Genomic DNA, 24,451 nt, shown 5'->3' on the forward strand with positions numbered 1-24,451 from the left:
ATGTCAACGTAGTGCTCTACCGCTGAGCTAACCGCCCATCCGTTTCGAAGCGGCCCTAATCGGGCCTCAGGCTTTTTAAGTCAAGCCTGTAAAGGCGGTGAATGTCAGGCCGCCATGACGCGGTCAACCTCATCGACCAGCTCACGCAGGTGGAAGGGCTTTGAGAGGATCTTTGCGCCGGCCGGCGTCGGCGTGCCCGAAGACAGGGCAACGGCCGCAAAGCCGGTAATGAAGACGATCTTCATGGCCGGGTCGAGTTCGGCGCCGCGACGGGCGAGTTCGATGCCATCGATGCCCGGCATTACAATGTCGGTCAAAAGCAGGTCGAACACTTCGCGCTCCAGCGCCATGAGCGCCGTCTCGCCATCTTCGTAATCCTGCACATCATGACCGGCACGTTTCAGAGACGCGGCCAGAAACGTACGCATCATATTATCGTCTTCGGCGAGAAGTATCTTGCTCATGATAGGCTTTGGGTCCGCAGCTGGCTGTGAGTTGATGCCACAAAGCATGCATCGGGTAAATCGAGGGTGAACGCCGTTGCATTGCTTGACGCTAATCCCTTATGACCGACCTTGCATACGATGAGCATCGCCGACACAGATACTGAAGGCCCGGACCGGGCAGATCGCCACGCGCTGCCGGCCTATTCGATCCTGCGCCCGCAGATCGGCCTGTGTCCTGCCCTGTTCGCCTCACCTCACAGTGGCCGCGAATATCCGCAGTGGTTTTGCGACAAGCTTCGTGTTCCGCTGCTCGATCTTCGACAGACCGAGGACGCCTTTGTCGATCAGCTGTTTTCATCTGCCCCCACGCACGGCGCGCAGCTCATAAAGGCGACGTATGCGCGCTCCTATGTCGATCTGAACAGGGACGCGCGCGAGCTCGATCCTGCAATGTTCATAGGCGCGCCCCCTGGCCCTGTCGCGGCACCGACTGTGCGTGTCGAAGCGGGGCTTGGATGCTTTCCGCGCATCGGTGCACGCGGAGAGAGCATTTATGCAAAAAAGCTGAGCACGGCGGAGGGACGCGCGCGGCTCGATCACGTTTACACCCCCTATCATGCCGCACTTTCCCGCGAGATTGCTGCACTGCGTCACACTTTCGGCTGCGCAATTCTGATCGACTGCCACTCCATGCCATCCAGGCAGCCCGGCCGTCCCGACCTGCCGGATTTCGTGCTTGGGGACAGGTTCGGCTCAAGCTGCACAGGCCAGCTGACCAGCCTCGTGGAGCGTTTCCTGCGCGCGGCCGGCTTCAGCGTGACGCGCAACGCCCCCTATGCCGGCGGATATACCACCCGCAAATATGGGCGGCCAAAACGGGACGTTCATGCGCTTCAGATAGAGATTAACCGCCGTCTCTACCTGAACGAAGCCACGGTCACACCCATTGACGCGATGGAGGCATTGACCGATCAGCTGTCTGCACTGGTGGAGACTATCGCCGAATTCAGCGAACGGCTGCGGCCATAAAAAAAGGGCCGTGCCTGATAAGGCACGGCCGAAAAGGTAAAGGGAGGAAACGCCAGAAGGCGTTAGCACCGCAGTGCTGATCCCAATTTATTGTGCGGCGCACAAAATGCAAGGTCAAAATTCGGAAACAATGCGTTTTTGCATGAAATCAGACTGAGACATCCGGTCGGCATGAAGTTTGCTCTCCTTTTCAGCGACGCTCAATCCGGGACGGTCCCGGGCAAAAGGAAGACCTAAGGGGAGCCGGGCATGACAGATTCAACCGACCTTCACGTGGGCAAGCGCCTGCGCCGCCGCCGCCGACTGCTCGGCTTGACCCAGCAGGAACTGGCCTCGCAGGTCGGCGTGAGATTTCAGCAGATCCAGAAATATGAGTGCGGCGCCAATCGCATGACGTCGTCCCGCCTGTTCGACCTCTCAAAGGCGCTTAACGTCTCGGTCCAGTATTTCTTCGACGGCATCGAGCAGGACGACCTGCTTGCCGCCAATGACGCAGAAACGATGGACGGTGATATTCTGAGCCAGAAAGAGACGCTGGAACTTGTCCGCGCCTATTACCGTCTCGGCGAGCGTCCGCGCCGGCGCCTGCTGGAGCTGGCCAAGGCGCTTGAAGTCGATCAGAGCGGAACAGGTGCCGCTTGACCTTGGCGCGCCGCGCGCCATAAGCGCGAGGCATGACCCTTCCCGCCCCGCAGCCTGACCTCATCGCCCTTGCCGGCCGTCTCGCAGACGCCGCCTGGCAGGCCATCGGCCCTTATTTCCGAACTGGAATAGACGCAGAAAACAAGGCCGGCGGCGCGGCCTTCGATCCCGTCACCATTGCAGATCGCGCCGGGGAAGAAGCGATACGGGCCATTCTCGCCAGTGAGCGTCCCGATGATGGTATCGACGGCGAGGAGTTCGGCCATCATGAAGGCCCCTCTGGCTGGACCTGGTTGCTGGACCCCATAGACGGGACCCGCGCCTTTCTCGCCGGTCTCCCCGTATGGACGACGCTCATTGCCCTCGCGGACCCGGACGGCAATCCCGTGATCGGCATTATCGATCAGCCTGTTCTCGGAGAGCGCTATGTCGGCGCCCCCGGCGGGGCCTTCCTGGAGACATCTGAAGGCCGCACGCCGCTTCAGGTCTCGGGCTGCCCGGACCTTCGCCAGGCCATCATTGCCACCACCGATCCATTCATCATGACCCCCGCCGAACAGGGGGCATGGACCCATCTGAGGCACACCGCCCGCATCAGCCGGTACGGTCTCGACGCCTATGCCTATGGACGGCTGGCGGCCGGCAGTATCGACCTTGTCTGCGAGACCGGCCTGCAGCCCCATGATGTGGCGGCGCTTGTGCCTATCGTGCGGGGCGCGGGCGGAATCGCACGTGACTGGCGCGGGCGTGAGGCGAAACTGGGGCCCCAGATTGTCTGTGCGGCGTCCGAAGCCGTCTTCGAACAGGCGTTCATTTCGCTTCGCCGCTCAGCCGCAGACTAGGCGAATGCAGGAAAGCTGGTCACACCCGGCCCAATCGCGCTAGGTTGTCATCCATGAGCGAACAGAGCCAATCCCTCGTCCACCGCAAGCTTCCCACCCGCCGCTGGCCGAGCAAGTGGAACATCTCCAACATTATCGATGGGCGGGCGCTCCGGGTGAAGCTCACCTCGGACTTCCTCGACAATCTGTCGGATGAGGCAAAGGCGCGCAAACAGGTCCTCGACCATCTCCACGGGGCGCTCTTTCGCGGCCGGATGATCGCGCAGGAACGCCTGCAGCAGGGGGCTGGCGGACTGGACACGGCCCGCCTTCTTTCGGCGGTCATGGATGAGGTCCTGCACGCCCTTTATGACTATATCACCGTCCATGTGCATCGCGCCCGCAACCCCACAGAGGGTGAGCGTCTCGCCGTCTTTGCGACCGGTGGCTATGGCCGCAATGTGCTCGCACCTTCCAGCGACGTCGATCTTCTTTTTATTCGCCCGTACAAGGCGTCCGCCCACGCAGAGAGCGTGATCGAGTACATGCTGTATGCCCTCTGGGACGTCGGCATCAAGGTCGGACACGCCTTCAGGACGCCGGAAGAATGTATCCGTCTTTCAAAGCAGGACGTCACCATCAAGACCTCGCTGCTGGATGCGCGCTTTCTGTTCGGCGATGAGGGGCTTGCTGCAGAGACGCAGGAAAAATACCGCAAGAACGCCATTGATGGCTATGACGCCGAATTCATCGCCGACAAGCTGGCCGAACGCGATTCCCGCCACGCCAAACAGGGCAACACCCGTTATGTGGTCGAGCCGAATGTAAAAGATGGCAAGGGCGGCCTGCGTGACCTGCAGACGCTCTACTGGATCACCAAACACCTCTATGGTGGAGACTCGCTGGAAGACGTGATGAAGTCCGGCCCCTTCACCAAGCATGAATATAGCGTCTTCATCCGGGCGGCGCGCTTCTTCTGGACCGTGCGCTGCCACCTTCACTTCCTGACAGGCCGCGCCGAGGAGCGTATCAGTTTCGACCTGCAACCGGAAATCGCCTCGCGCATGGGCTATCGCGACCGGTCCGGCCAGCTCGGCGTCGAGCGGTTCATGAAGCACTATTTCCTGGTCGCAAAGGATGTCGGCAGCCTGACACGCATTCTCGCGGCCAAACTCGAAGCCGACCAGATCAAGAAGCCCGAAGGCTGGCGCCGTTTCATCCCAGCCGGCTCGCCCAAACCGATGGCGGAAGACGGCTTTGTGCTGGATGGCGAACGCGTCAGCGTCACGGGCGAGGATGTCTTCAAGAAAAAGCCGGAAAACCTCATCCGCCTCTTCGCGCTGGCCGATGAGACTGAGCATGACATCCATCCGGACGCGATGACACTTGCCGCCCGCAATGCCCGGCTCATCAATCCACGCACCCGGTCCAAGCCGGAGATGAGCTCCATCTTCATCGACCTTCTGGTCAATGGCAAGGATCCCGGCCTTGCGCTCCACCGCATGAATGAAGCCGATGTCCTCGGCCGCTTCCTGCCGGAATTTGGCGGTATCGTCGCCCAGACCCAGTTCAACATGTACCACCACTTCACCGTGGATGAGCATACGATCCGCGCGGTCGACTATATGGCGCAGATGGACCGGGAAGGCGGAGAAGGCTTCGAACTGGCCCACCGTCTCTTCCAGAAGATCGACAACAAGCACATTCTCTATCTCGCCATGCTGCTGCACGACACCGGCAAGGGTCATGGCGACCAGCAGATCGAGGGCATGAAGACGGCTGCGCAGGCCGGCAAGCGCCTCGGCCTCACTGCGGCAGAAACAGACCTCGTCGCCTGGCTCGTCGGCCACCATCTGGAAATGAGCGAAACCGCGCAGAAGCGGGACATTGCCGACCCGCAGACCATTGTCCGCTTTGCCTCTCTGGTCGGCTCGATCGAGCGCCTCCGGCTGCTTTATATCCTGACGATTGCCGATATTCGCGCCGTCGGGCCCGGCATCTGGAATGCCTGGAAAGGGCAGCTTCTGGAAGATCTCTACCAGAACACCGAGGCAGCGCTGCGCGGCGGGCGCACCGATGCTGTCAGCGTCTCACGCGAACTGGAAGGCCGCGCCAGCCTCAACCGCCAGGAACTTGCCGACCGCGTCGGCCAGATCCCGGATGTCATGGAGGATATGGACCCGGCCTACTGGACCGGCTTCGATCTCGACGCGCTCGAAAGCCATGCCCGCACCATCAGTGGGGGAGAGCCGCCCATCGTCTCGGCGCAGGTGCGCGAAGATGGCGGCGGTGTCTCGCTTCTGGTGGCGGGACAGGACCGCCTCGGCCTCTTCTCAAGGCTCGCCGGGACCATTGCGGCCCAGAGCGCCAATGTCGTCTCCGCGCAGGTCTTCACCGCGCCATCTGGTTTCATCGTTGATGTCTTCATCCTTCAGGACGGCAAAGGCGGGGTGTTTGCAGCCGGGGACGAAGGCCGGTTGCGGCGGCTCGAGGACGAGGTGCGCCGCGCCTTCGCGAGCAATGAGCCTGTGGCCAATATCCCCGCCAAATCCTATCGCAGGGAAGCGGCCTTCAAGGTCATCCCCCAGGTGATGATCGATGACACCCTGTCGGAAGGCTATACCGTGATCGACGTGGCTGGCCGCGACCGGCCGGGCCTCCTCCATGATGTTGCCAGCCTTCTTGCCGATGAGAATATCTCCATCCACTCGGCCCATGTCGGCAGCTATGGCGAGCGCGTCTTCGATGCCTTCTATGTCCAGCTTCCAGACAATTATACGGATGAGAAGCTCGCCACACTGAAGGAACAGCTCTTCGAAGTCCTGCTGCGCGAGGAACCGGACGCCCCGCGCACCCCGGCCCGCAGCCTGAAACAGGCGAATGCAGCCGACAGCTTCTGATCGTTAACCTAAAGGCTGTACCCGGCATCTCATGAGCGTCCTTCGTAACACGCTGACCCAGTCGGGCTGGACGCTCGGCAGCCGCGCCCTCGGTTTCGTGCGCGACCTCGTCATCCTGGCAAAGCTGGGCGCAGGGCCGGTCGCCGACGCCTTTTTCACCGCGCTGATGTTCCCGAACCTCTTCCGGCGTGTCTTTGCCGAAGGCGCCTTCGCGCAGGCTTTCGTGCCCGCCTATGCCCGCACGATGGAAGCGGAGGGCGAGGAAGCGGCCCGCAAACTCGCCGAGGAAACGCTGCGCGGTCTGCTGGCTGTAACCGCGGGACTCGTCATCCTTGCCCAGATCGCCATGCCGTGGATCATGCTTCTGCTGCATGGCGGCTATCGCAATGATCCAGTGCATTTTCCGCTGGCGATCACGCTCACCCAGATCACCATGCCCTATCTCGCCTTCATGGCGCTGGCGGCATTGCTCTCAGGCGTCCTGAACTCGGCGGGGCGTTTTGCCATGTCCGCCGGAGCGCCGACCCTGCTCAATTTCTGCCTGCTTGCCGCAGCTTTCATTGGCGGCGACAATTACGCGGTCGCCCGCTCGCTTTCCATCGCGGTTACCGTGGCCGGCGCGCTCCAGGTTGCGCTCCTCTGGTACGGCGTCTCCCGTCAGAAGATCCGGCTTCGGATCGGCCTGCCGAAGCTCACCCCCGGCGTAAAACGCGTCGCCGCCCTCGCCATACCGGGCACGATTGCCGCCTCAGGCATGCAGATCAATATCGTCGTCAGCCAGGCGCTTGCGAGTTTTGAGCGGGGCGCGAAATCCTGGCTCTATTCCGCAGACCGGCTCTATCAGCTTCCCCTCGGCCTTGTCGGCGTCGCCGTGGGTCTTGCCATTCTCCCCCGGCTTGCCCGCGCCGCACGATCAGCCGATGATGGCGCCAGCCGGGACATCATGGACAATGGGGTCGGCCTTGCCATGGCGCTGACGGTGCCGGCCGCGGCCGCGCTCATGGCCGCGCCTTTCCTCTTCATCGACAGCTTCTTCACCCGCGGCGATTTCACGACAGAGGACGCCCAGCTGACCGCGCAGGCCCTCTTCCATTTCGGCTGGGGCGTGCCAGCCTTTGTTCTGATCAAGGTGCTGGCGCCCGGCTTCTTTGCGCGCGAAGACACGAAGACGCCGATGAATTTCTCACTCATTTCCGTGGCGGTGAACACCATCGTCGGCGCCGGTCTTTTCTTTTACCTCAAATCGCAGGGCGTCTACGGGTTTCCGGGCCTCGCCATCGCGACCAGCAGTGCCGCCTGGGTCAATGCCGCCCTTCTTTTCCTCACGCTCAAAAAACGCGACTGGTACAATCCGGGTCCGGACCTTCTGAAACGCCTCGTCTCGGTCTCGGTCGCCTCGGCGGCACTGGCGGGACTTCTCTGGTATCTTGCCAGTATCAGCGACCAGATTGCCGCTGTCACGCTCGACTCCAAATTCATCGCCGCCCTCCTGATCGCCCTGGCGGGCGCTATCGCCTATGTCGTCTTTGCCCTTATCTTTGGTGCAATTCGTCTCAGTGACATGAAGGGGGCTATGCGCCGCTGATACCTTGGGCTATCTGCCCGGCCATGAGCGAGCAAGTCACATCGAACTATAAGGGCCCCCAACGGGTCTTTTCCGGCATCCAGCCGACAGGCAATCTGCACCTCGGCAATTACCTCGGCGCCCTGAAGAAATTCGCCAATCTCCAGGATGACGGCTGGGACTGCGTGTTCTGCGTGGTCGATCTGCATGCCATCACCATGCCATTTGACCAGTCTCAGCTTGCCAACCAGACCCGTCAGATTGCAGCGGCCATGATGGCGAGCGGTATCGATCCTCAGAAATCGGTCCTCTTCGCGCAATCTTCTGTGCCAGCACACACAGAGCTGGCCTGGGTCTTCGACAGCGTGGCCCGCATGGGCTGGCTGGAAAAGATGATCCAGTTCAAGGAAAAGTCGGGCAAGGACGCCGAACGCTCCTCCGTTGGTCTGTTCAACTATCCTGTCCTGCAGGCGGCCGACATCCTTGCCTACAAGGCGACCCACGTCCCCGTCGGCGAAGACCAGCGCCAGCACCTGGAGCTTTCGCGCGACATTGCCGACCGCTTCAACCGCGAATATGGCGCGCCTGATTTCTTCCCGCTGCCGGAAGCCCTGACCGAAGGGCCGGGCGCGCGGATCATGAGCCTCAAGGACGGCACCAAGAAGATGTCGAAGTCCGATCCGGCAGAAAATTCCCGCATCAACCTCATCGACGATGCCGATACGATCTCGCGCAAGATCAAGAAGTCCAAAACCGACACGCTGGGCGATATGCCGAGCGAAGTGGCTGGACTTGAAGGCCGCCCGGAAGTCGCAAACCTTGTCGGCATCTATGGCGCGCTTGCCGATATGAGCGATGAAGAGGTGCTGGCCGAATATGGCGGGAAGGGATTCGGGACCTTCAAACCGGCCCTCGCCGATCTTGCCGTCGATCATCTGGCCCCGATCACTGCTTGCATGCGCGAGCTGATCGACAATCCGGCTGAGATCGACACAGCGCTGCGCAGTGGGGCTGAGCGGGCCAGTGCCATTGCCGAACCGGTCATGGAAGAGGTTCGCCAGATCCTCGGCTTCTGGCGCCCCTGACCGGGCCCCTCACACTTCCTTCAGGAGACCCACGCCCATGAAACGCCTGTCTGCCCTTCTCCTCGCCCCGGCCCTGCTGGCTGCTTGCGGGCCTTCGGCCAGCGATGGCCCGGTTCTCTCCTATGAGGACGCCTTCATTATGGCGCCGATCGCCGGACGTGACGTCGCCATGGGCGGAATAGAGATTTCGGTCAAAGGCGGCGATGTCACGCTGACCTGCGCCATTTCCGATGTCGCGCGGACAGTCGAGATCCACACGATGGAGATGAATGACGGCACCATGAAGATGCGCCCGGTCGACAGTCTTACAATTGCCGATGGCGAGACGCTGACGCTGGAGCGCGGTGGCAATCACCTCATGTTCTTCGGTCTCGTTGAAGACCTCGCTGCCGGGGAGATGGCCAATATCTCCTTCACCTTCGAAACCGAAGAGGGCGAGCCCCTGACGCTGGAAGCCGAAGCCGAGGTCCGCGCGCAGGGCGAATAGACCCGGCGCCCGACCGGCCCGGAAAGCCCTGCCCCTAGCTCTTGGTGACGTGTTTCTGGAACTTGATCACGCGCGGCACGATCTCAGCGCGGAATTTCGAGCCATTGAAGACGCCATAATGACCGACGCCGGGCTGGACATAGTCTTCCTTCAGCCTGGCCGGGATATTGGTGCAGAGGTCATGGGCGGCCTGCGTCTGGCCGATGCCTGAAATATCATCCAGCTCGCCTTCCACCGTCATCAGCCCGACATCCCTGATCGCCTGCGGGCGGACCCGCCGCGCATCGCGGTAACGGTATTCGCCCCTGGCCAGCAGCGCCTTCTGGAAGACCCGCTCAATCGTCTGGATGTAGAATTCTTCGGTGAGGTCCAGCACGGACAGGTATTCGTCATAGAACGTCTGATGCTTTTCCGCGCCATCTTCGTCGCCTTCGATCAGATGTTCGAAGAAGCGGTGCTGCGCATCCACATGCCGGTCCCAGTTCATATGCATGAATGAGCTGAGCTGGATAAAGCCAGGATAGACCCGCCGCCCCGCACCGGCCCATGGCAGAGGCACGGTATGGATCATCTTGGAGCGGAACCAGTCCAGGCTGCGCTCTTCGGCCAGCTGGTTCGGCACGGTGGGCGAGCGGCGCGCATCGATGGGCGAGCCCATGAATGTCATCGTTGCCGGCAGCGCCTCGTCGCCGTCCTCTGCCATCATGGAGATGGCCGCGAGCACCGGCGGACCGGGCTGGCAGACGGCGAGAACATGCGCCCCGGCACCCAGAAAGCCCAGCATGTCGCGAACATGGTCGATATAATCGTCCAGATCGAAACGCCCGAACCAGACCGGTGCCATGCGCGCATCGGTCCAGTCTGTGATGTAGACATTGTGGGTCGGCAGGAAGGCCTCGACCGTGCCGCGCAGGAGCGTCGCATAATGACCGGAAAGCGGCGCCACGATGATCAGGTCGGGACGGCCTTCCGGGGCGCCCGCCGTCTCGAAATGGACAAGCTGGCACCAGGGCGAAGACCAAGCGGTCACGGGCGTCACGGCGTGGGTCCTGCCCTCAATCTCCGTCGCCTCGATCTGCCATTCCGGTTTGCCATAGAAGCGGGTGGCCCGCTCGAACACGCTGGCGGCAGCGGCAATGGACCGGCCCACCTGCGTCTCACGCGCCGGATTGGCCGATGAGGTCCAGAATGCGGTGGCGGCCTTTGCCTGCAGGCGAAGCGGCGCCATGGCCGCCCGGTTCATTTCTACCAGCGAATAGAGCACGAGTGTCCAATCCTTATGTTGCAGCGCAACATATGCGGGCACACCGCCGATTGCAACGATTTAAGCCTAGTCGAGGATTGAGGAGAGGCAGCCCGCGATCTCGTCGGGGTTGTTGATCGTCTCGGAGAAGAAGGTCGCCAGTTTCCAGTCCTCATCCATCACATAGATCAGCGATGTGTGGTCCATCGTATATTCGGCGACGCTTTCGGGTGTTTCGACACGCGTGAAGGCGGCGCTGAACTCGTTCGCCACAGCCTCGATCTCCTCAGGCGTGCCTGTCAGACCCACCAACCCGTCGGGAAAGGCATTGCTGGAGACATAGTCGGCCAGGACTTCAGGCGTATCGCGCTCAGGATCGACACTGATGAGCAGGGTCTGCGGACGCTCCATGTCTTCGGGAAGGCGCTCATAGGCATTGTTGATGGCAACCAGCGTACCGGGGCAGACGTCCGGGCAATAGGTGAAGCCAAAGTAGACCAGGGATGGCTTGCCCTTGAAATCTTCCTGGGTCACCCGCTCGCCCGTATGCATGGTGAGCTCGAAGGGCCCGCCAATCTCGTCATAGGCGCGCGAGGTACAGCCTGCGACCGGCCCGCCAGCACTCAGCTCCTGACCTGCGTCCGCGGTCTCGCCGCTCTCGCCAGCTCCGCCGCAGGCCGTAAGCAGCATTGCAGCGCCAAATACGATTGTGTGTCTTATACGCATGGGCCTAGGTATGTGATGAGGAGAGATTTGCATCAAGATGCGCGCGCACAGCTACAGTGTCGCATGCAGGGTGCGGGATCGGGGCCGAGATGGAAGAGACACACGCCACACGCGAGGGGATAGAGCAGGCCCTGTACAGCCTGTTGCCGACGGGCCTTGCCGGCGTCGAGGCCGCTCGCGGACGGGCCAGACTGCGCACACTGGTGACCCTGCGCTGGCTCGCCGTGGCCGGTCAGACCGCCGCGGTTCTCTTTGTCCAGTTCGGCCTCGGCTTTAATCTGCCGCTCGGCCTTTGCCTGACCGTCATTGCCGCCTCGGCCTGGCTCAACGTCTTTCTCTCCTTCGCCATGCGCGATCAGGTGCTGCTGAAGGGCTGGGAAGCCGCGCTTCAGCTCTGTTTCGACACGGTCCAGCTCTCCCTGCTCATCGGCCTCACGGGCGGGCTCTCCAACCCGTTCCTTCTCTTCCTTCTAGCCCCCGTCACGGTCGCTGCGACCAGCCTGCGTCCGCGCTATTCGGCGCTCATCGCGCTCGTGGCCATCCTGCTGGCGGCGCTGATGCCCATGTTGTCATTCGACCTGCCCTGGCGTCCGGGCCTCAGCCTCGACTTGCCGCCGCTGTTCGAGTGGGGCCATTTCGCTGCCCTGCTTCTGGGCATTCTTTTCTTTGCGATTTCCTCGGTCCGACTCAGCGAGGACGAGGCCCGGCTTGTGCGGGCCATGGATGCCGCCTCCGTCGTCATGGCGCGAGAACAGAAACTCTCCGCCCTCGGCGCCATGGCCGCCATGACCGCGCATGAACTCGGCACCCCGCTCGCCACCATCCATCTTGTCGCCAAGGAGCTGGTCTCCGAATTCGATGAGAACGATCCGCGCCATGACGATGTCCGTCTCATCGCCGAACAGGCCGACCGTTGCCGGGACATTCTCGGCCAGCTCAGCCGCTCACGGGAGGCTGAAGACATCGTTCATGCCAACATGCCGCTTTCCAGCCTGGTGGAGGAAGCTGCGGCGCCCTTCAAGGGCCTTGGCGTCACCCTCAATGTGACCTGGTCGGCCGGCGAAAGGGGCGAAGCGCGTACCCCCCTGATCCGCCGCAGCCCGGAAGTGCTGCACGCGCTCGGCGCCTTCATAGAAAATGCCGTCAGCTTTGCCGACAGCCAGGTGAAGGCAGTGGCCAGCTGGACCGACAGGCAGTTCATGGTGACAATCAGCGATGACGGACCAGGCTTTGCCCCCGATGTGATGCCCAAACTCGGTGAACCCTACGTCTCCCAGCGCGGCGAGGCGCATCTGCATGGCGGCGACATGGGTCTTGGCTTCTTCATCGCAAAGACACTCATTGAACGCACAGGTGGTCGGATCGCGACCCGCAACCGTATACCTCCAAGACATGGTGCAATTGTGCAGGCCGTCTGGCCGCGAGCGGCACTCGAAACCTTGGAATCGGACCGGATATAGATAAATAGTTCAGCGTTGGAGACTTGAAAATGGACTATAACGTTACCGTCAAACTTCATGACGCGCTGAAAGATGTCGAGGACAGGACCTGCCTGCTACTCGACGATGACGGCCCGTTTCTGCAAAGGCTGGCGCGCGCGCTGACCCAGCGCGGCTTCCTCGTTTCAGCCGTGTCTTCGGCCGCCGAGGCCAAGGACATCGCGCGGATGAACCCGCCTGCCTTCGCCGTTCTGGATCTTCGCCTTGAGGACGGCTCCGGCCTCGATGTGGTCGAGACCCTGCACCAGTACCGCCCGGAGGCGCGCGCCGTCATCCTCACGGGCTATGGCGCCATCGCCACCGCCGTGGCCGCCGTGAAAGCCGGCGCCGTCGATTATCTCGCCAAGCCCGCAGAGGTCGAGGACATCATCCGCGCCCTCGTCAGCAAGGGCGACACCCTGCCCGAGCCGCCGGAAAATCCGATGTCGGCAGACCGCGTGCGCTGGGAGCATATCCAGCGCGTCTATGAGCTCTGCAATCACAATGTTTCGGAGACGGCACGCCGCCTCAACATGCACCGGCGCACCCTGCAGCGTATCCTGGCAAAGCGCGCCCCCCGTTAGGGCCACCCCAAAAGCTCGCGACCGAGGACTCTAGCCCTTTGGCCCGAGATCGGATTCCTTGCGCGCCGGATCCGGTGTCTTGTCCTTGAACCTGCAGATGTCGGAAATCACACAGCGCCAGCATTTCGGCTTGCGCGCCACGCAGACATAGCGCCCGTGCAGGATCAGCCAGTGATGGGCGCCTTTCTTGAACTCCGGCGGCGTGACCCTCTCAAGCTGCTCCTCAACCTCATCGGGCGTCTTTCCGGGGGCAAGGCCGGTGCGGTTCGACACACGGAAAATATGGGTGTCGACAGCAATCGTCTCATGACCGAACGCCTCGTTCAGCACCACATTGGCTGTCTTGCGCCCAACCCCAGGCAGACGGGTCAGTTCCTCGCGCGTCTGGGGCACCTCACCGTCAAACTCATCAATCAGCATCTGCGACAGCGCGATCACATTCTTGGCCTTGTTGCGCCAGAGGCCGATTGTCTTGATGTGCCCGGCGACCCCCTCTTCGCCAAGCGCCAGCATCTTCTTCGGCGTGTCTGCGATCTCGAACAGTTTCTTCGTCGCCTTGTTCACACCGACATCGGTCGCCTGCGCCGACAGGGCGACGGCCACGACCAGCGTGAAGGGGTTATGGTAGTCGAGTTCGGTTTGCGGCGCCGGCCGGTCTTCTGCCAGCGCAGCATAGAGCTGCGCGGTCTTTTCGGGGCCGAGTGTGGGGGAGCGGCGCTTCCTGCGGGTCTTTGTCGGGGTCTTTGCCATGGAAAGGGGTGTAAATGCCGCGCCCGCGCGATCAAGCGTCAACTTGCCTCTCGCTCGCGCGGGCTTATTTTCAGGCTACGATGACTGGCGCCTCCTCCCCCGTCTATTTTGACGCCACGCTGACGCCCAATACAGCGCTCAGCCCGCGCGCCTTTCTCGTGGTCATGGGCCTGGTTGGCCTCTTCAGCTTTGTGGGCGGCATGATGTTCCTGCAGCTTGGCGCCTTTCCCGTCATCGGCTGGTTCGGACTCGATGCCCTCGCCATCTGGTTTGCCTTCCGCAAGAACTTCCAGAACCTCAGACAGGCGACCCATATCGCGATCACGGCAGAGACCATCTGCCTCTCGCATTCGCGACCGGGCAGCGAACCGAAGACCGTCAGCCTGCCGACCAGCTTCACCCGCCTCAGCCTCGACTTTCCCGACCGGCGGCCAAGCGAGCTGAAGATCGCGCATGGCCAGCAAGCCTATATCATCGGGCGTTTCCTCACCCCGAGAGAGCGAAAATCCCTTCATGACGCTCTACAGGATGCCATTCGCAGGGCGCGTGCCGAACGATTTGCATAAAAAAATGACGCATGCGTCATAGTTTTTTTATTTGCTGTGTGTTACATTGAGTAAGGCACAGCAGAAATCTTACCGGAAAACCGGAAGAGAAGGAGGCACGCACATGGCTGATACAGCAACCAAGATCGCCCACAATCTCGAGCGCCCGCAATCGGTCGGACGTGAGAAACTCATGGAGTTTCACCTCGACAAAGGCGCGCAGATCCCGTCGCCTGAAGATGTCGACATGAAGACTTTCGACATCCTGGACCCGGAACTCTGGCGCCGCGACGCCCACTGGGATTTCTTCAAGTGGATGCGCGAAAACGATCCGGTCCACTATACGCCCGACAGCTTCGCCGGCCCCTACTGGTCGATCACGCGCTATGAGGATGTTCGCGACGTCGATATCGACCACAAGCGCTTCTCCTCATCCTGGGAGTATGGCGGCATTACACTGGGCGAGCCGTTCGATGACTTTGAACTGCCCATGTTCATCGCCATGGACGAGCCGCGCCATTCCGAACAGCGCAAGACCGTCCAGCCGGCTGTCGCACCGAACATGCTCAAGGAATTCGAGCCGCTGATCCGCTCACGTACCCAGGGTCTGCTCGACTCCCTTCCGGTCAGTGAGCCCTTCGACTGGGTCGACACGGTGTCGATCGAGCTCACCACCATGATGCTCGCCACCCTGTTCGACTTCCCCTTCGAGGATCGCCGCAAGCTGACCCGCTGGTCGGATGTCGCCACCAACCCGCACAATCCGGACATCTGCCCGGGCGGTCTCGACCAGTGGAAACAGGAGCTCATGGAATGCCTGACCACCTTCATGGGCATCTACCAGGACCGTCAGTCCAAGCCGCTCAAGAATGATCTGGTGAGCCTTCTCGCCCACGGCGAAAAGACCAAGAACATGACCCCGATGGAGCTTCTCGGGAACGTGATCCTGCTCATCGTTGGCGGCAATGACACGACCCGCAACTCGATGACCGCCTCGGTCTACAGCCTCAACAAGTGGCCGGAAGAGTTCGAGAAACTGAAGGCAGACCCCTCTCTCATCCCGAACATGGTATCAGAGGTGATCCGCTGGCAGACGCCGCTTGCCTATATGCGCCGCACCGCTCTTGAAGATGTCGAGCTTCACGGCAAGACCATCAAAAAGGGTGAGCAGGTCGCCATGTGGTATGTTTCGGCCAATCGCGACGAGACCTTCTGGGATGAAGATCCCTACCGCCTTATCATCGACCGCAAACAGGCCCGCAACCACATCTCCTTCGGCTTCGGCATCCATCGCTGCGTCGGCAACCGGCTTGCAGAGCTTCAGCTGCGCATCCTCTGGGAAGAGCTTCTGGAGCGGTTCGAACATATCGAAGTTCTTGATGAACCAGAACGCAACGCCCACTCCTTCGTGAAGGGCTACACCTGGATGCCGGTCATCCTGCACCCCAAGAAATAAGCGAAAAATACCTCCCAGACCTTGCGAGCCCCGCCGGACCTATCCGGCGGGGCTCTTTTTTGACACCGCATCTGGCACGCAGAGCGACTAAAAATCCGTAAGATCCAGAACCGGTTTAACGGCGCCGGGAGAGGCCTGATACTCTATCGCCTCTCGCCAGCGCCGAGCCGGAAAGATCTGGGCCGGCGCCATGTCGAAATCCTTGAGCCGCGGCCATATTTGCGCAAAAGCCTCGTCCATCCCGCCGTCCCCGGCGCCGGGCAGGTGCTCTCGCAGGTGAAACCGCGCATAGGACGCAGACCTCTTGCCAGGCATCCGGATCGGCAGTCCGGACAGCAGGCCATATCCAACAAAGACAGACGCTTCCGGCATGGAGGCGATGACATGCGAAGCAACGCCCCCACCAAGGGCGTCAAAGGTGATGTCGGCGCGCCGCGCGGCGAGTTCGATATGGGACTCATCGCCGATAGAGACAGGTTCGATACCGAGCTCCCGCATTCGGGTGAGCCGGCTTTGCGAGCGGTAAATTCCGAATACATGCGCAGCCCCCTGAAGGTACGCCCAATGTCCCAGATAGTCAGCGCAGTTGGAGCCAGCCCCGCTCAACAATACGGTCTTGTTGCGCACGGGCCAGCGCCGCAGCATTGTCCACGCCGCGAGCGGATTGATATAGGCCCGCGCCGCTATCTGATCTTCAACCGTTTCAGGAACACACACCGCATGACTGGCAGGGCAATCGACGATAAACTGCCAGGTCCCTTCGCCGCGCAGCGGCAGCACGCGCCGGCCCAGCCAGTGCGAGAGCCCGTCTGCGGCCTCGATCACATGTCCCACCCCTTCATAGCCAGCGGTCGCCGGTAGATCGATCCGGTGCGCATAGGCGCCGGTCACGGGGATAAGGTCAGACGGATTGACCGGGGCATAGGTCATGGCAACACGAAGCCACCCTGCCGCCAGGGTCGGCAATGACGCCTCCGCGACCTTCAGTGTGGAGAGCGGGTCCCCAAAGGCTTCATAGATCAGCGAGCTGCGGATCGAAGGGAGATCGGCGTTGCGCCTCGTTTCAGCCGCCGCCCTCTCTCCATCAGTCGTCAAAATCGTCGATCACGCCGCTGAGGCGCGAGCGCCCGCCATCCATGACGAGGGTTTCACCGGTAATGATGGCCGATTTCGGGAGAGAGAGATAAAGCGAAGCTTCCGCGATCTCGTCGGCGAGGCTGGCGCGGCCAAGCGGCGTGCGTTTCCTCAGCCATGGATCCTCGCTCTCGGCACGCGGGCGCAGCGCACAGATCGCGTTCACCCGAATGCCCTTGGACGCGAGATCGACCGCGCCGGAGCGCATAACCCCGAGAATGGAATGCTGGACAACGGCATCGGCAAAGTCCCCCTCATTCACCTGCTGGGCAGAGAGCGAGAGAACGAAGGTGACAGACCCCAGCTGCTTGCGCCGGCCCATGGTTTCACCGGCTTCTTCCACGCGTTTTGCAACGTGTTTTTCGAACATCTGGAGGATGAGGATGGAGGTGCGGAGCGCCTTGGAATGCACCTTCTCGAATTCGGCCAGATCGAGGTCGACAAAAGGGGTCTTGGGCGGAATGGGCGGGACGGCAACAATATGATCGACCTGGCCATAAGCCTCCAGTGCGGCGGCCAGGGCATTCTTGACGCCGATCCGGGTATCAAGGTCTTCCTGATGGACGATTGCGCGGTCCCGCAGGCTGTCTGAGAATTTCTCGACGCGCTTCAGGCTCGGGTCGCAGGCGATAACGGCATGGCCTTCATCGGCAAAACGCCGCGCAACGGCTTCGCCGGTCATCTGGCCGAGACCGAGAATTAGGGTAACTGGCTGGTCCATTTGGGCTCCTGATCCGGCAGTCTGCGTTCCACCGGATCAGGTAACGCCAGAAAGCCGGTCTAGTTCGGTTTAAGGGTCGTCAGCTCTTCCTTGATCTTGAGCTTGCGGCGCTTGAGATCATACAGGCGGGCTTCATCGGCCGCAGGGCGTTTCTGCTCCTGATGAATTTCCTCATCAAGACGCTGATGGCGGTTAGAGAGTTCTGCGATACGTCCTTGAAGTGACATTGTACCATGCTCCTTTCTTGCTGATGAGAAAACTGTGCTTTCACGGCAACAGTAAATCACAGCTCAGGAAACGCGTCACTAGATCGGGGCCAAAATTCCACCCGTATGAAGACGATTTCATCTAGCGCCGAATTTGCGGGCAGGCTTTGCCCTGAACATGGCCTCATCGGCGGCCGCGATGAGCGCGTCCGGCCCCATATGCCCGTCCCACTGGACCACGCCAAAGGACGCGCCGAGAGAGAGCGGCTCACCTGTCTCGCCCTCCTGCGGCGCGATAACCAGATCCGCGATCATGCCGGCCAGGCTGGCCATTTTCTGATCGGCATCCTGCTTGTCCGCATGCGACAGGATCAGGCCAAACTCGTCGCCGCCGAGCCGGCCGACAATGTCCGATTCGCGCACATTGCCTTCAATAAGGGCGCAGACAGATTTGAGCGCCTTGTCCCCCGCCGTATGCCCGAACCGGTCATTGATCAGCTTGAACCGGTCAAGATCGATATAGACCAGGCAAAGCGCGGCGCCGTGGCGGCGTGACAGGGCCATTTCGCGCGAAAGCTCGCGCACGAAAGCGCGCCTGTTGAAGACCGGGCAGAGCGCATCGCGGTCCGCAAGCATTTCCGCCCTGCCAAGCTCCCGGGCCAGCCTGGCTTCCCGGCCCCGCAGAAACAGGACCTCTTCTGCCAGCGCGCGAAGCGCCGCAGCGATCGCCGGATCGCAGGCCCTCGGATCGACAGCCAGGGCTTCCAGCAGTCGGTCGGCCGGGCTGGGCCGCGGGGGCAGGCCGGACTTGTTGGCCGGGGGGCTGGAGGATTCAACCATGGCTGGAACTATAGGCCGGACTGCGGCGATGTGCCAGAAGAACCGGGCGGCTTGACGCAAAAGGGCCCATGCCTATGTTCAGCCGCTTCCATCAAGAGGGGGCCAGGACATGGGCGCATCCCTGCCAGTTATAGGTGTCATCATGGGCAGCCAGTCGGACTGGCCTGTCATGAAACTTGCCTGCGAGACACTCGAAAGCCTCGGCATTGCGCACGAGGCCCGCATCGTCTCCGCACACCGCACACCCGACCGGCTTTCAGACTATGCCAAGTCTGCCCGCGAGCGCGGCCTCAAGGTCATCATTGCTGGTGCAGGCGGCGCGGCCCACCTGCCAGGCATGACCGCCGCCATGACCCCGCTTCCCGTGCTCGGCGTGCCGATAAAATCACGCGCGCTGAAGGGTATGGATAGCCTTCTCTCCATCGTCCAGATGCCGAAGGGCGTCCCCGTGGGCACGCTCGCCATTGGCGAATCCGGCGCCATCAATGCCGCCCTGCTTGCGGCCTCGATCATCGCGCTGGGTGACGAGGCAGTGGCCGGCAAACTCGACGCCTACCGCAAGGCGCAGACCGACAGTGTCGGCGAGGCGCCTGAAGGATGAGCCCGCTTCCCGCTGGATCGACCATAGGCATCCTCGGCGGCGGCCAGCTCGGACGCATGCTTGCAAGCGCGGCGGCGCAGCTCGGCTTCGACGTCAACATCTTCTGCCCCGGCGACAGCCCGCCTGCTGCCCGCGTCGCGGCCGGTCACTGGGACGCCGACTATGACGACCACACGGCGCTGGAAGACTTCGCGGCCAATTGCGACGTCATCACCTATGAGTTCGAAAACATCCCCGTCGCCTCGGTCGCACACCTTGTCTCCTGCAGTGCCACCGTCCGGCCCGGCGCCAAATCCCTCGAAGTCTCGCAGGACCGCCTCGCAGAGAAGCAGTTCCTCAACGCCATCGGCATCGAGACCGGCCGCTTCGAACCTGTCGAAAGTGTCGGCCAGCTAGAGACCGCCCTTCAGGCGCTCGGCGGCGAGGGCCTGCTCAAGACGCGCCGGGACGGCTATGACGGCAAGGGTCAGGTGCGCGTGAGGTCAGGCGATGACCTTGATGCTGCCTATAAGGAGATCGGCGGCGTTCCCGCCATTCTCGAAGCGCTCGTCCCGTTCGAACGGGAAATCTCCGTTGTCATCGCACGCGGCGCCGATGGCGAGACGACCGCTTTCGACCCCAGCCATAATGAACACGAAAACGGCATCCTGAAGCGATCCACCGCGCCCTGCGGCCTCAGCCAGGACGTCATCGCCCGGGCGCGGCGCCTCGCCGAAACCCTGGCGCATGAGACCGGCCATGTTGGCGTTCTCGCGCTGGAGCTTTTCGTCCTGAAGGACGGCACGCTGCGCGCCAATGAAATGGCGCCGCGCGTCCACAATTCCGGCCACTGGACGCCCGAAGCCTGCGCCACCGGCCAGTTCGAGCAGCATATCCGCGCCGTCGCCGGCTGGCCGCTCGGTCCAGTAACCCGGCATTTCGACGCTGAGATGGAAAACCTTCTCGGCGAGGAAGCGCTCGCGCCGCCAACCGCCTACCCGGAGGGCACCGTCCTCACCCTCTATGGCAAGCGCGACGCCAAGCCTGGCCGCAAGATGGGCCACACCGTGCGCCGCACCGGCGCGGCCTGAGACCAGAGCACGCAAAAGCTTCTGCCTGCCCCGCTTGTAAGCCATATTTCAGACTTAAGCCGAACCTATTGAAAGCTTTCGGTCGCAGAACTCACAAAGGCGCAGACATGATCGATCACATGGGTATCAGACCTGCTGATATCGAACGGGCACGGCAGTTTTACGATGCGGCGCTTAAACCGCTCGGGATCGCGAACGTCATGGAAGTGACGCCCGACGAGACAGGCGGTTATCACGGCATCGGATACGGCGCCGGCCCCAAGCCCTTCTTCTGGCTCTCCAGCGATCGCCGCCAAGCCGCTCTTGAAGGTCCGCGCGGGGCAGGCATCCACATCGCCTTTGAAGCCGGAAGCAGGGCCGCGGTCGACGCCTTTTACCAGGCCGCGCTTGCCCAAGGCGGCAGCGACAACGGCGCGCCCGGAATCAGGCCACATTATCATCCCGCCTATTATGCGGCCTTCGTGATCGATCCGGACGGGGTCAATGTCGAGGCCGTCTGCCAGAAGCCGGAGTGAGCCAGCTGAGCGCGCCATGACGAGCCCGGCAAAGCCGCCTAATACGAATACTTCACATTGAAGCGCAGCACACGGTCCAGTTTCTCGCTCATCAGCGGCGGGTTGGACTCGTAGCGAAGGTCATAGGAGACCCCCGTCTCCACATGGTCCGACACGTCGGCATTCATACTCAGCGTCGGATGTATGGTCGAGGTCGGGCCGGAGAAATTCACCTTCGTGTCCAGCTCCAGCGTCCAGTCCTCATCGAGCAGCCAGTCGAACTCTGCAGCACCATAAAGGCCGAGCGCGCCAATCGTGTCATCCTCCCCGGCGACATCCAGAAACCGGTAGCCGGGGCCCAGTTCGCTGCGCAGCGTCATCGTCCTGTCCTGGATGAGATACGCCCCGGCACCAACGCCCGCAAAGGCATCCGTCCGGAAGCCGGCAAAGTCGTCGCGCGCGAATGAGCCGCGCACATAGCCGAAATAGGCGTCCGTCCAGAGCGTATCGAGCTGATAGGAGCCGCCCCAGCTGTTCTGGCTCTGCACACCATTCGCCTTTGCCATGTCGGCATGGGTCTCCAGCCGGTGGATCTGCGCGCGCCGCTTCAGATTGAGCTTGCCGCGCAGCCCGAGAAACAGCGTATCGGTATTCCCCCGCGTCTCGGCCGCGCTCAGCGCAAATTCCCCGTGCAGGTCTTCCCAGAAGCCGGGCTTTTCCAGCTTGGCGGGCTTGGGCGCAGGCACAATGAGGGGCGCGATCCGCAACGGCTCGACCGGCTCTCTCAGCTCAGCGACGACGGCATCGATCCGGGCGGCATGCTCTGGATAGGCCGCCTTCGCTGCCGCGATGACTGCGTCCAGCTCTGCGGCATCTTTCCTGTGCATGGACACTGAGAGCATGCGCTCTACCGCGCGCGGCAGGTCTTCATTCTCGGGACTTGTAATTACAGGCGCCCCGCCAGCAGCGAGAGCGGGCGCGAGAAAAAGGTCAAACATGCCTTTGGTCCGGATATCTGGTTCGGGTTGATGCCCCTCTTATCCGGCGTCGCCCCGCCCGCGCAACCGGTCCAGCAGCTCAAGGCCGGGCTTTGCGACCTTTGAGCCCCATTTGCCGAGTGTCATCGCATTCTGGAGCCGCTTTTCGATGAAGATGTCGAGGTCGGCCTCCGCCGGTTCATCCTGCCAGTAGAGCATGATGGGCGGCAGGACAGCCGAGAGAAGGCCGCGTTTGGTCTCTCGATTATAATCGGTGGCTGTATCGCCGGCCGCCGTCCAGATGGCGTCGGCCGTCTTCCAGGTCCGCTGCGCGGCCCCCGGCGCATTCCACGGCAGAAGCCCGCGCGCCGAAGCCCGGCGGACCGCTTCGCGATGCGGCTCCAGAGCGCCGAGCCAGGCCTTGATGCCGGCAGCCACCTTCTCATGCATGCGCAAGCCGGAGAGGTCGCGCGTCTCCAGCGCCTCGATCATCTCTTCTTCGGCCCGGTCGAAGAACCGCGCGATGAGGTCTTTCACACCGTTCGGGGCCGCAAGTGCAGTTTCGTCGGAACTTATGTCCGCCTCGCGCGCTGATACTGTAAGGGCGCGGTCCGTCCACCCCATGTCAGGGACATGCGGCAGGAGCGCATCGAGCCATTTATCCTGTAGTCGTATGGACGGGCGTTCTGCTGTCATTGCTGGCTCCGGGAGTAGGCAAGCTTTAAATTTGGTGTTATAGGCGCGCCTTCACAAGTATCTGACACGCCAGACTATCGCCCGGTTGGCATGATCGAACCGGGTCAACAAATGGAGATTGAACCATCGTACAGATCGTTGTTCGCGACAACAATGTCGAACAAGCCCTTCGCGCGCTGAAGAAGAAAATGCAGCGTGAAGGCCTCTTCCGGGAAATGAAATCCCGCACGCATTTCGAAAAGCCTTCCGAAAAGAAGGCCCGTCAGAAAGCAGAAGCTGTGCGCCGCGCTCGCAAACTTGCTCGTAAGCGCGCCCAGCGCGAGGGTCTGGCCTAGACACCAGCCCGCCAATCTGGCGTGAAATCAGCCCCTTCGGTGCATGCCGGAGGGGCTTTTTCATGTCTGGCACTCAGCTGGCCTGCGCGGCAAGCCCGAAGCCGCCGCCGACCGGACGCGCCTTCAGCGCCCCGATGACGACCGCTGCGGCAAGGCCCGTCATGATGAGATCACCCACCGGATAGGCGAACCAGATTGCATCGCCGCCGAACACAGCTGAGCCTCCAACGATAAGGAGCGGCAACAGCAGGAAGGGCTTCACCAGCGTCAGCAGGGCCGCACGCCCGGGCTGGCCGACGGCCTGAAAGTAGAGCGCGACGACCAGAACTGGCCCCGCAAAGACGTAGACCGCTGCCATCGGCTGCAGGATCGAGGCAACGGCGCCGATCACCGCCGCGTCCCCGACAAACCCGGCTGCCAGCCAGTGACCGCCCGTCAGCAGGACACTCTCCACGGCGAGGCAATAGGCAAAAGCCGTCCCGACCGCGATCAACAGCGTCTCGTTTGATCGGTGCACCAGCCCGGCGCCGACATTGTTTCCGGCAATCGCCTGCGTCGCGAGACCGATCGCCATCAATGGCAGATAGGCGAAGCCGAAAATGCGCGTCACAATGCCATAGGCGGCTAGCAGAGTCGGATAACTTTCCCCCGCGGTCAGCCGCAATGCCGCGATGACGACCGCTGAGACGAGCGCCATGCCGATAAAGCTCAGGCTGACCGGCGCGCCAAGCACGAGGATGGGTTTCCACCCCCCACCCAGCGATAGCGCCACAGCGCGGCAAGCGGCACGGGACCGCCAGCCCGCACACGAATGCCAATGAGCAGGACGACAGCCAGCATTTGCGCCGCGACCGTCCCGATAGCAGAGCCCGCAACGCCCAAGCCCATCATAACGATCAGGACGAAGTTGAGCCCCGCATTGCCAAGCGTCACACCGACCGACATCAATGCCATCAGACCGGCCCGCCCCTCATTGCGGCAGGCATCGCCATGCACGCCCAGCATGAACTGGACCGGCAATCCGAGCACAGTGATCAGCAGATAGACATGCGCCATCCGCGCAATCGCCGCCTCCCCGCCACTCGCCAGGCCAACCACCATCCGCCCGGAAGCGAGATAGGCGGCGATAGCGAGCAGCGCGGCGGTGAAGGCAAGTCCGTGCGTGCGCGCAAAAAGACGGGAGGCGGCTTCTACATCGCCCGCACCCAGATATCGCGCCAGAAGGCTCGCCATTCCGCCGCTAACCAGGGTCGAGACGGCAATGGTCGCCATGATGAAGGGAAAGGCGATGCTGACCGCCGCCATGGCCTCAGCGCCAACGAAATGGCCGAGAAAGATCGCATCGACCACGTTCAGCAACCCGTTCATCATCATGATGAAGACCATCGGGATTGCGTTTTCCGCGAATAGCCGCGCGGGCGGCCGGGTCAGAAACCCGTTCTGTTGAGTATGCCCCATACGCATCACTCACTCCTCAAGCGACCGCATTTCGAAATGGATGGGGGCCTGCATTGCCCACCGCCGAAATGCATCGAGGGTGAGAGAGGTGGTGAGACGGGTCTTTACCGTGACAGATGTCGCAGGCGGCCGGTGCCCGTAGCCTTGGCGAGGGGATGTGCCG

At 62.1% G+C, this 24,451-nt stretch carries 27 protein-coding genes; 15 read left to right on the forward strand and 12 right to left on the reverse strand.

The window, feature by feature from the left end; genetic code table 11:
- Positions 1–104: 104 nt before the first annotated feature.
- The gene (locus ABNU55_RS03005) at positions 105–464 is read right to left on the reverse strand and encodes a response regulator (RefSeq protein ID WP_290751286.1); all 360 of its coding nucleotides are present in this window, start codon (positions 462–464) and stop codon (positions 105–107) included.
- Between the two features lie 120 nt (positions 465–584).
- Here ABNU55_RS03005 and ABNU55_RS03010 point away from each other — a divergent pair, with 120 nt between their 5' ends.
- The 7 genes from ABNU55_RS03010 to ABNU55_RS03040 all read left to right on the forward strand — a co-directional run bounded on the left by ABNU55_RS03010 (position 585) and on the right by ABNU55_RS03040 (position 8,974).
- Positions 585–1,475, forward strand: coding sequence for an N-formylglutamate amidohydrolase (locus ABNU55_RS03010; protein WP_290751289.1), 891 nt, complete (start codon positions 585–587; stop codon positions 1,473–1,475).
- A gap of 249 nt (positions 1,476–1,724) precedes the next feature.
- Positions 1,725–2,117 carry a helix-turn-helix transcriptional regulator gene (locus ABNU55_RS03015; RefSeq protein WP_290751290.1) on the forward strand — a complete coding sequence of 131 codons (393 nt, stop codon included), beginning with the start codon at positions 1,725–1,727 and terminating at the stop codon, positions 2,115–2,117.
- 32 nt (positions 2,118–2,149) lie between these two features.
- Positions 2,150–2,959 carry an inositol monophosphatase family protein gene (locus ABNU55_RS03020; protein ID WP_290751292.1) on the forward strand — a complete coding sequence of 270 codons (810 nt, stop codon included), beginning with the start codon at positions 2,150–2,152 and terminating at the stop codon, positions 2,957–2,959.
- Between the two features lie 53 nt (positions 2,960–3,012).
- The gene (locus ABNU55_RS03025) at positions 3,013–5,838 is read left to right on the forward strand and encodes a [protein-PII] uridylyltransferase (RefSeq protein WP_290751294.1); all 2,826 of its coding nucleotides are present in this window, start codon (positions 3,013–3,015) and stop codon (positions 5,836–5,838) included.
- A gap of 31 nt (positions 5,839–5,869) precedes the next feature.
- Entirely contained in the window at positions 5,870–7,423 is a 1,554-nt protein-coding gene (gene murJ, locus ABNU55_RS03030; protein WP_290751296.1) for a murein biosynthesis integral membrane protein MurJ, read from the forward strand.
- A 23-nt stretch (positions 7,424–7,446) separates the two neighbouring features.
- A complete protein-coding gene (gene trpS, locus ABNU55_RS03035) occupies positions 7,447–8,487 on the forward strand; it encodes a tryptophan--tRNA ligase (RefSeq protein WP_290751298.1) in 1,041 nt (346 codons plus the stop codon).
- 37 nt (positions 8,488–8,524) lie between these two features.
- A complete protein-coding gene (locus ABNU55_RS03040; protein ID WP_290751300.1) occupies positions 8,525–8,974 on the forward strand; it encodes a copper chaperone PCu(A)C in 450 nt (149 codons plus the stop codon).
- A 34-nt stretch (positions 8,975–9,008) separates the two neighbouring features.
- Here ABNU55_RS03040 and phaZ read toward each other — a convergent pair whose 3' ends face one another.
- Positions 9,009–10,238 (reverse strand): polyhydroxyalkanoate depolymerase, encoded by a 1,230-nt coding sequence (phaZ, locus tag ABNU55_RS03045; RefSeq protein ID WP_290751303.1) that lies wholly within the window; start codon positions 10,236–10,238, stop codon positions 9,009–9,011.
- Between the two features lie 66 nt (positions 10,239–10,304).
- Positions 10,305–10,907 carry an SCO family protein gene (locus ABNU55_RS03050; RefSeq protein ID WP_290751305.1) on the reverse strand — a complete coding sequence of 201 codons (603 nt, stop codon included), beginning with the start codon at positions 10,905–10,907 and terminating at the stop codon, positions 10,305–10,307.
- Between the two features lie 125 nt (positions 10,908–11,032).
- Between ABNU55_RS03050 and ABNU55_RS03055 the strand changes: the two genes are divergently transcribed.
- Positions 11,033–12,403 carry an ActS/PrrB/RegB family redox-sensitive histidine kinase gene (locus ABNU55_RS03055; RefSeq protein ID WP_290751308.1) on the forward strand — a complete coding sequence of 457 codons (1,371 nt, stop codon included), beginning with the start codon at positions 11,033–11,035 and terminating at the stop codon, positions 12,401–12,403.
- Between the two features lie 29 nt (positions 12,404–12,432).
- Positions 12,433–13,005, forward strand: coding sequence for an ActR/PrrA/RegA family redox response regulator transcription factor (locus tag ABNU55_RS03060; RefSeq protein WP_290751310.1), 573 nt, complete (start codon positions 12,433–12,435; stop codon positions 13,003–13,005).
- 30 nt (positions 13,006–13,035) lie between these two features.
- Here ABNU55_RS03060 and nth read toward each other — a convergent pair whose 3' ends face one another.
- Positions 13,036–13,755, reverse strand: a complete 720-nt coding sequence (nth, locus tag ABNU55_RS03065) for an endonuclease III (protein ID WP_348764225.1) — start codon at positions 13,753–13,755, stop codon at positions 13,036–13,038.
- Positions 13,756–13,835: 80 nt separating this feature from the next.
- On the opposite strand from nth, the gene ABNU55_RS03070 reads away from it, so the two are divergent.
- Together ABNU55_RS03070 and ABNU55_RS03075 are read left to right on the forward strand one after the other, a co-directional pair.
- Positions 13,836–14,321 carry a DUF2244 domain-containing protein gene (locus ABNU55_RS03070; protein WP_290751317.1) on the forward strand — a complete coding sequence of 162 codons (486 nt, stop codon included), beginning with the start codon at positions 13,836–13,838 and terminating at the stop codon, positions 14,319–14,321.
- A gap of 103 nt (positions 14,322–14,424) precedes the next feature.
- Entirely contained in the window at positions 14,425–15,756 is a 1,332-nt protein-coding gene (locus ABNU55_RS03075; protein WP_290751319.1) for a cytochrome P450, read from the forward strand.
- Between the two features lie 87 nt (positions 15,757–15,843).
- Here ABNU55_RS03075 and ABNU55_RS03080 read toward each other — a convergent pair whose 3' ends face one another.
- From ABNU55_RS03080 to ABNU55_RS03095, 4 genes are all read right to left on the reverse strand, one after another.
- On the reverse strand, positions 15,844–16,851 hold the full coding sequence (locus tag ABNU55_RS03080; RefSeq protein ID WP_290751321.1) for a zinc-dependent alcohol dehydrogenase family protein: 1,008 nt from the start codon (positions 16,849–16,851) through the stop codon (positions 15,844–15,846).
- Entirely contained in the window at positions 16,841–17,611 is a 771-nt protein-coding gene (locus tag ABNU55_RS03085; protein ID WP_290751324.1) for an SDR family oxidoreductase, read from the reverse strand. The genes ABNU55_RS03080 and ABNU55_RS03085 overlap by 11 nt, the downstream gene beginning before the upstream one ends.
- Positions 17,612–17,670: 59 nt before the next feature.
- Positions 17,671–17,838 (reverse strand): DUF465 domain-containing protein, encoded by a 168-nt coding sequence (locus tag ABNU55_RS03090; RefSeq protein WP_290751326.1) that lies wholly within the window; start codon positions 17,836–17,838, stop codon positions 17,671–17,673.
- A gap of 117 nt (positions 17,839–17,955) precedes the next feature.
- On the reverse strand, positions 17,956–18,657 hold the full coding sequence (locus tag ABNU55_RS03095; protein ID WP_290751328.1) for a GGDEF domain-containing protein: 702 nt from the start codon (positions 18,655–18,657) through the stop codon (positions 17,956–17,958).
- Between the two features lie 109 nt (positions 18,658–18,766).
- Between ABNU55_RS03095 and purE the strand changes: the two genes are divergently transcribed.
- The 3 genes from purE to ABNU55_RS03110 all read left to right on the forward strand — a co-directional run bounded on the left by purE (position 18,767) and on the right by ABNU55_RS03110 (position 20,843).
- Positions 18,767–19,258, forward strand: coding sequence for a 5-(carboxyamino)imidazole ribonucleotide mutase (gene purE, locus ABNU55_RS03100; RefSeq protein ID WP_290751330.1), 492 nt, complete (start codon positions 18,767–18,769; stop codon positions 19,256–19,258).
- The gene (locus ABNU55_RS03105) at positions 19,255–20,328 is read left to right on the forward strand and encodes a 5-(carboxyamino)imidazole ribonucleotide synthase (protein WP_290751332.1); all 1,074 of its coding nucleotides are present in this window, start codon (positions 19,255–19,257) and stop codon (positions 20,326–20,328) included. Before purE ends, ABNU55_RS03105 begins: the two co-directional genes overlap by 4 nt.
- Before the next feature lie 107 nt (positions 20,329–20,435).
- Positions 20,436–20,843, forward strand: coding sequence for a VOC family protein (locus ABNU55_RS03110; RefSeq protein ID WP_290751334.1), 408 nt, complete (start codon positions 20,436–20,438; stop codon positions 20,841–20,843).
- 38 nt (positions 20,844–20,881) lie between these two features.
- Here the strand turns inward: ABNU55_RS03110 and ABNU55_RS03115 are convergent, their stop codons facing one another.
- Both ABNU55_RS03115 and ABNU55_RS03120 read right to left on the reverse strand, forming a co-directional pair.
- Positions 20,882–21,820, reverse strand: coding sequence for a DUF481 domain-containing protein (locus tag ABNU55_RS03115; protein ID WP_290751336.1), 939 nt, complete (start codon positions 21,818–21,820; stop codon positions 20,882–20,884).
- A 39-nt stretch (positions 21,821–21,859) separates the two neighbouring features.
- Positions 21,860–22,495, reverse strand: coding sequence for a COQ9 family protein (locus tag ABNU55_RS03120; protein WP_290751337.1), 636 nt, complete (start codon positions 22,493–22,495; stop codon positions 21,860–21,862).
- A gap of 125 nt (positions 22,496–22,620) precedes the next feature.
- Between ABNU55_RS03120 and rpsU the strand changes: the two genes are divergently transcribed.
- Complete coding sequence (gene rpsU / locus ABNU55_RS03125) at positions 22,621–22,830, forward strand: 30S ribosomal protein S21 (protein WP_026180774.1); 210 nt, start codon at positions 22,621–22,623, stop codon at positions 22,828–22,830.
- Between the two features lie 73 nt (positions 22,831–22,903).
- On the opposite strand, the gene ABNU55_RS03130 is transcribed toward rpsU, so the two are convergent.
- Together ABNU55_RS03130 and ABNU55_RS03135 are read right to left on the reverse strand one after the other, a co-directional pair.
- Positions 22,904–23,563 (reverse strand): MATE family efflux transporter, encoded by a 660-nt coding sequence (locus ABNU55_RS03130; RefSeq protein ID WP_290751339.1) that lies wholly within the window; start codon positions 23,561–23,563, stop codon positions 22,904–22,906.
- Positions 23,539–24,288, reverse strand: a complete 750-nt coding sequence (locus ABNU55_RS03135) for an MATE family efflux transporter (RefSeq protein WP_290751341.1) — start codon at positions 24,286–24,288, stop codon at positions 23,539–23,541. Before ABNU55_RS03135 ends, ABNU55_RS03130 begins: the two co-directional genes overlap by 25 nt.
- Between the last annotated feature and the right edge of the window lie 163 nt (positions 24,289–24,451).

The sequence above is a fragment of the uncultured Henriciella sp. genome, assembly GCF_964005855.1.
Lineage (GTDB): Bacteria > Pseudomonadota > Alphaproteobacteria > Caulobacterales > Hyphomonadaceae > Henriciella.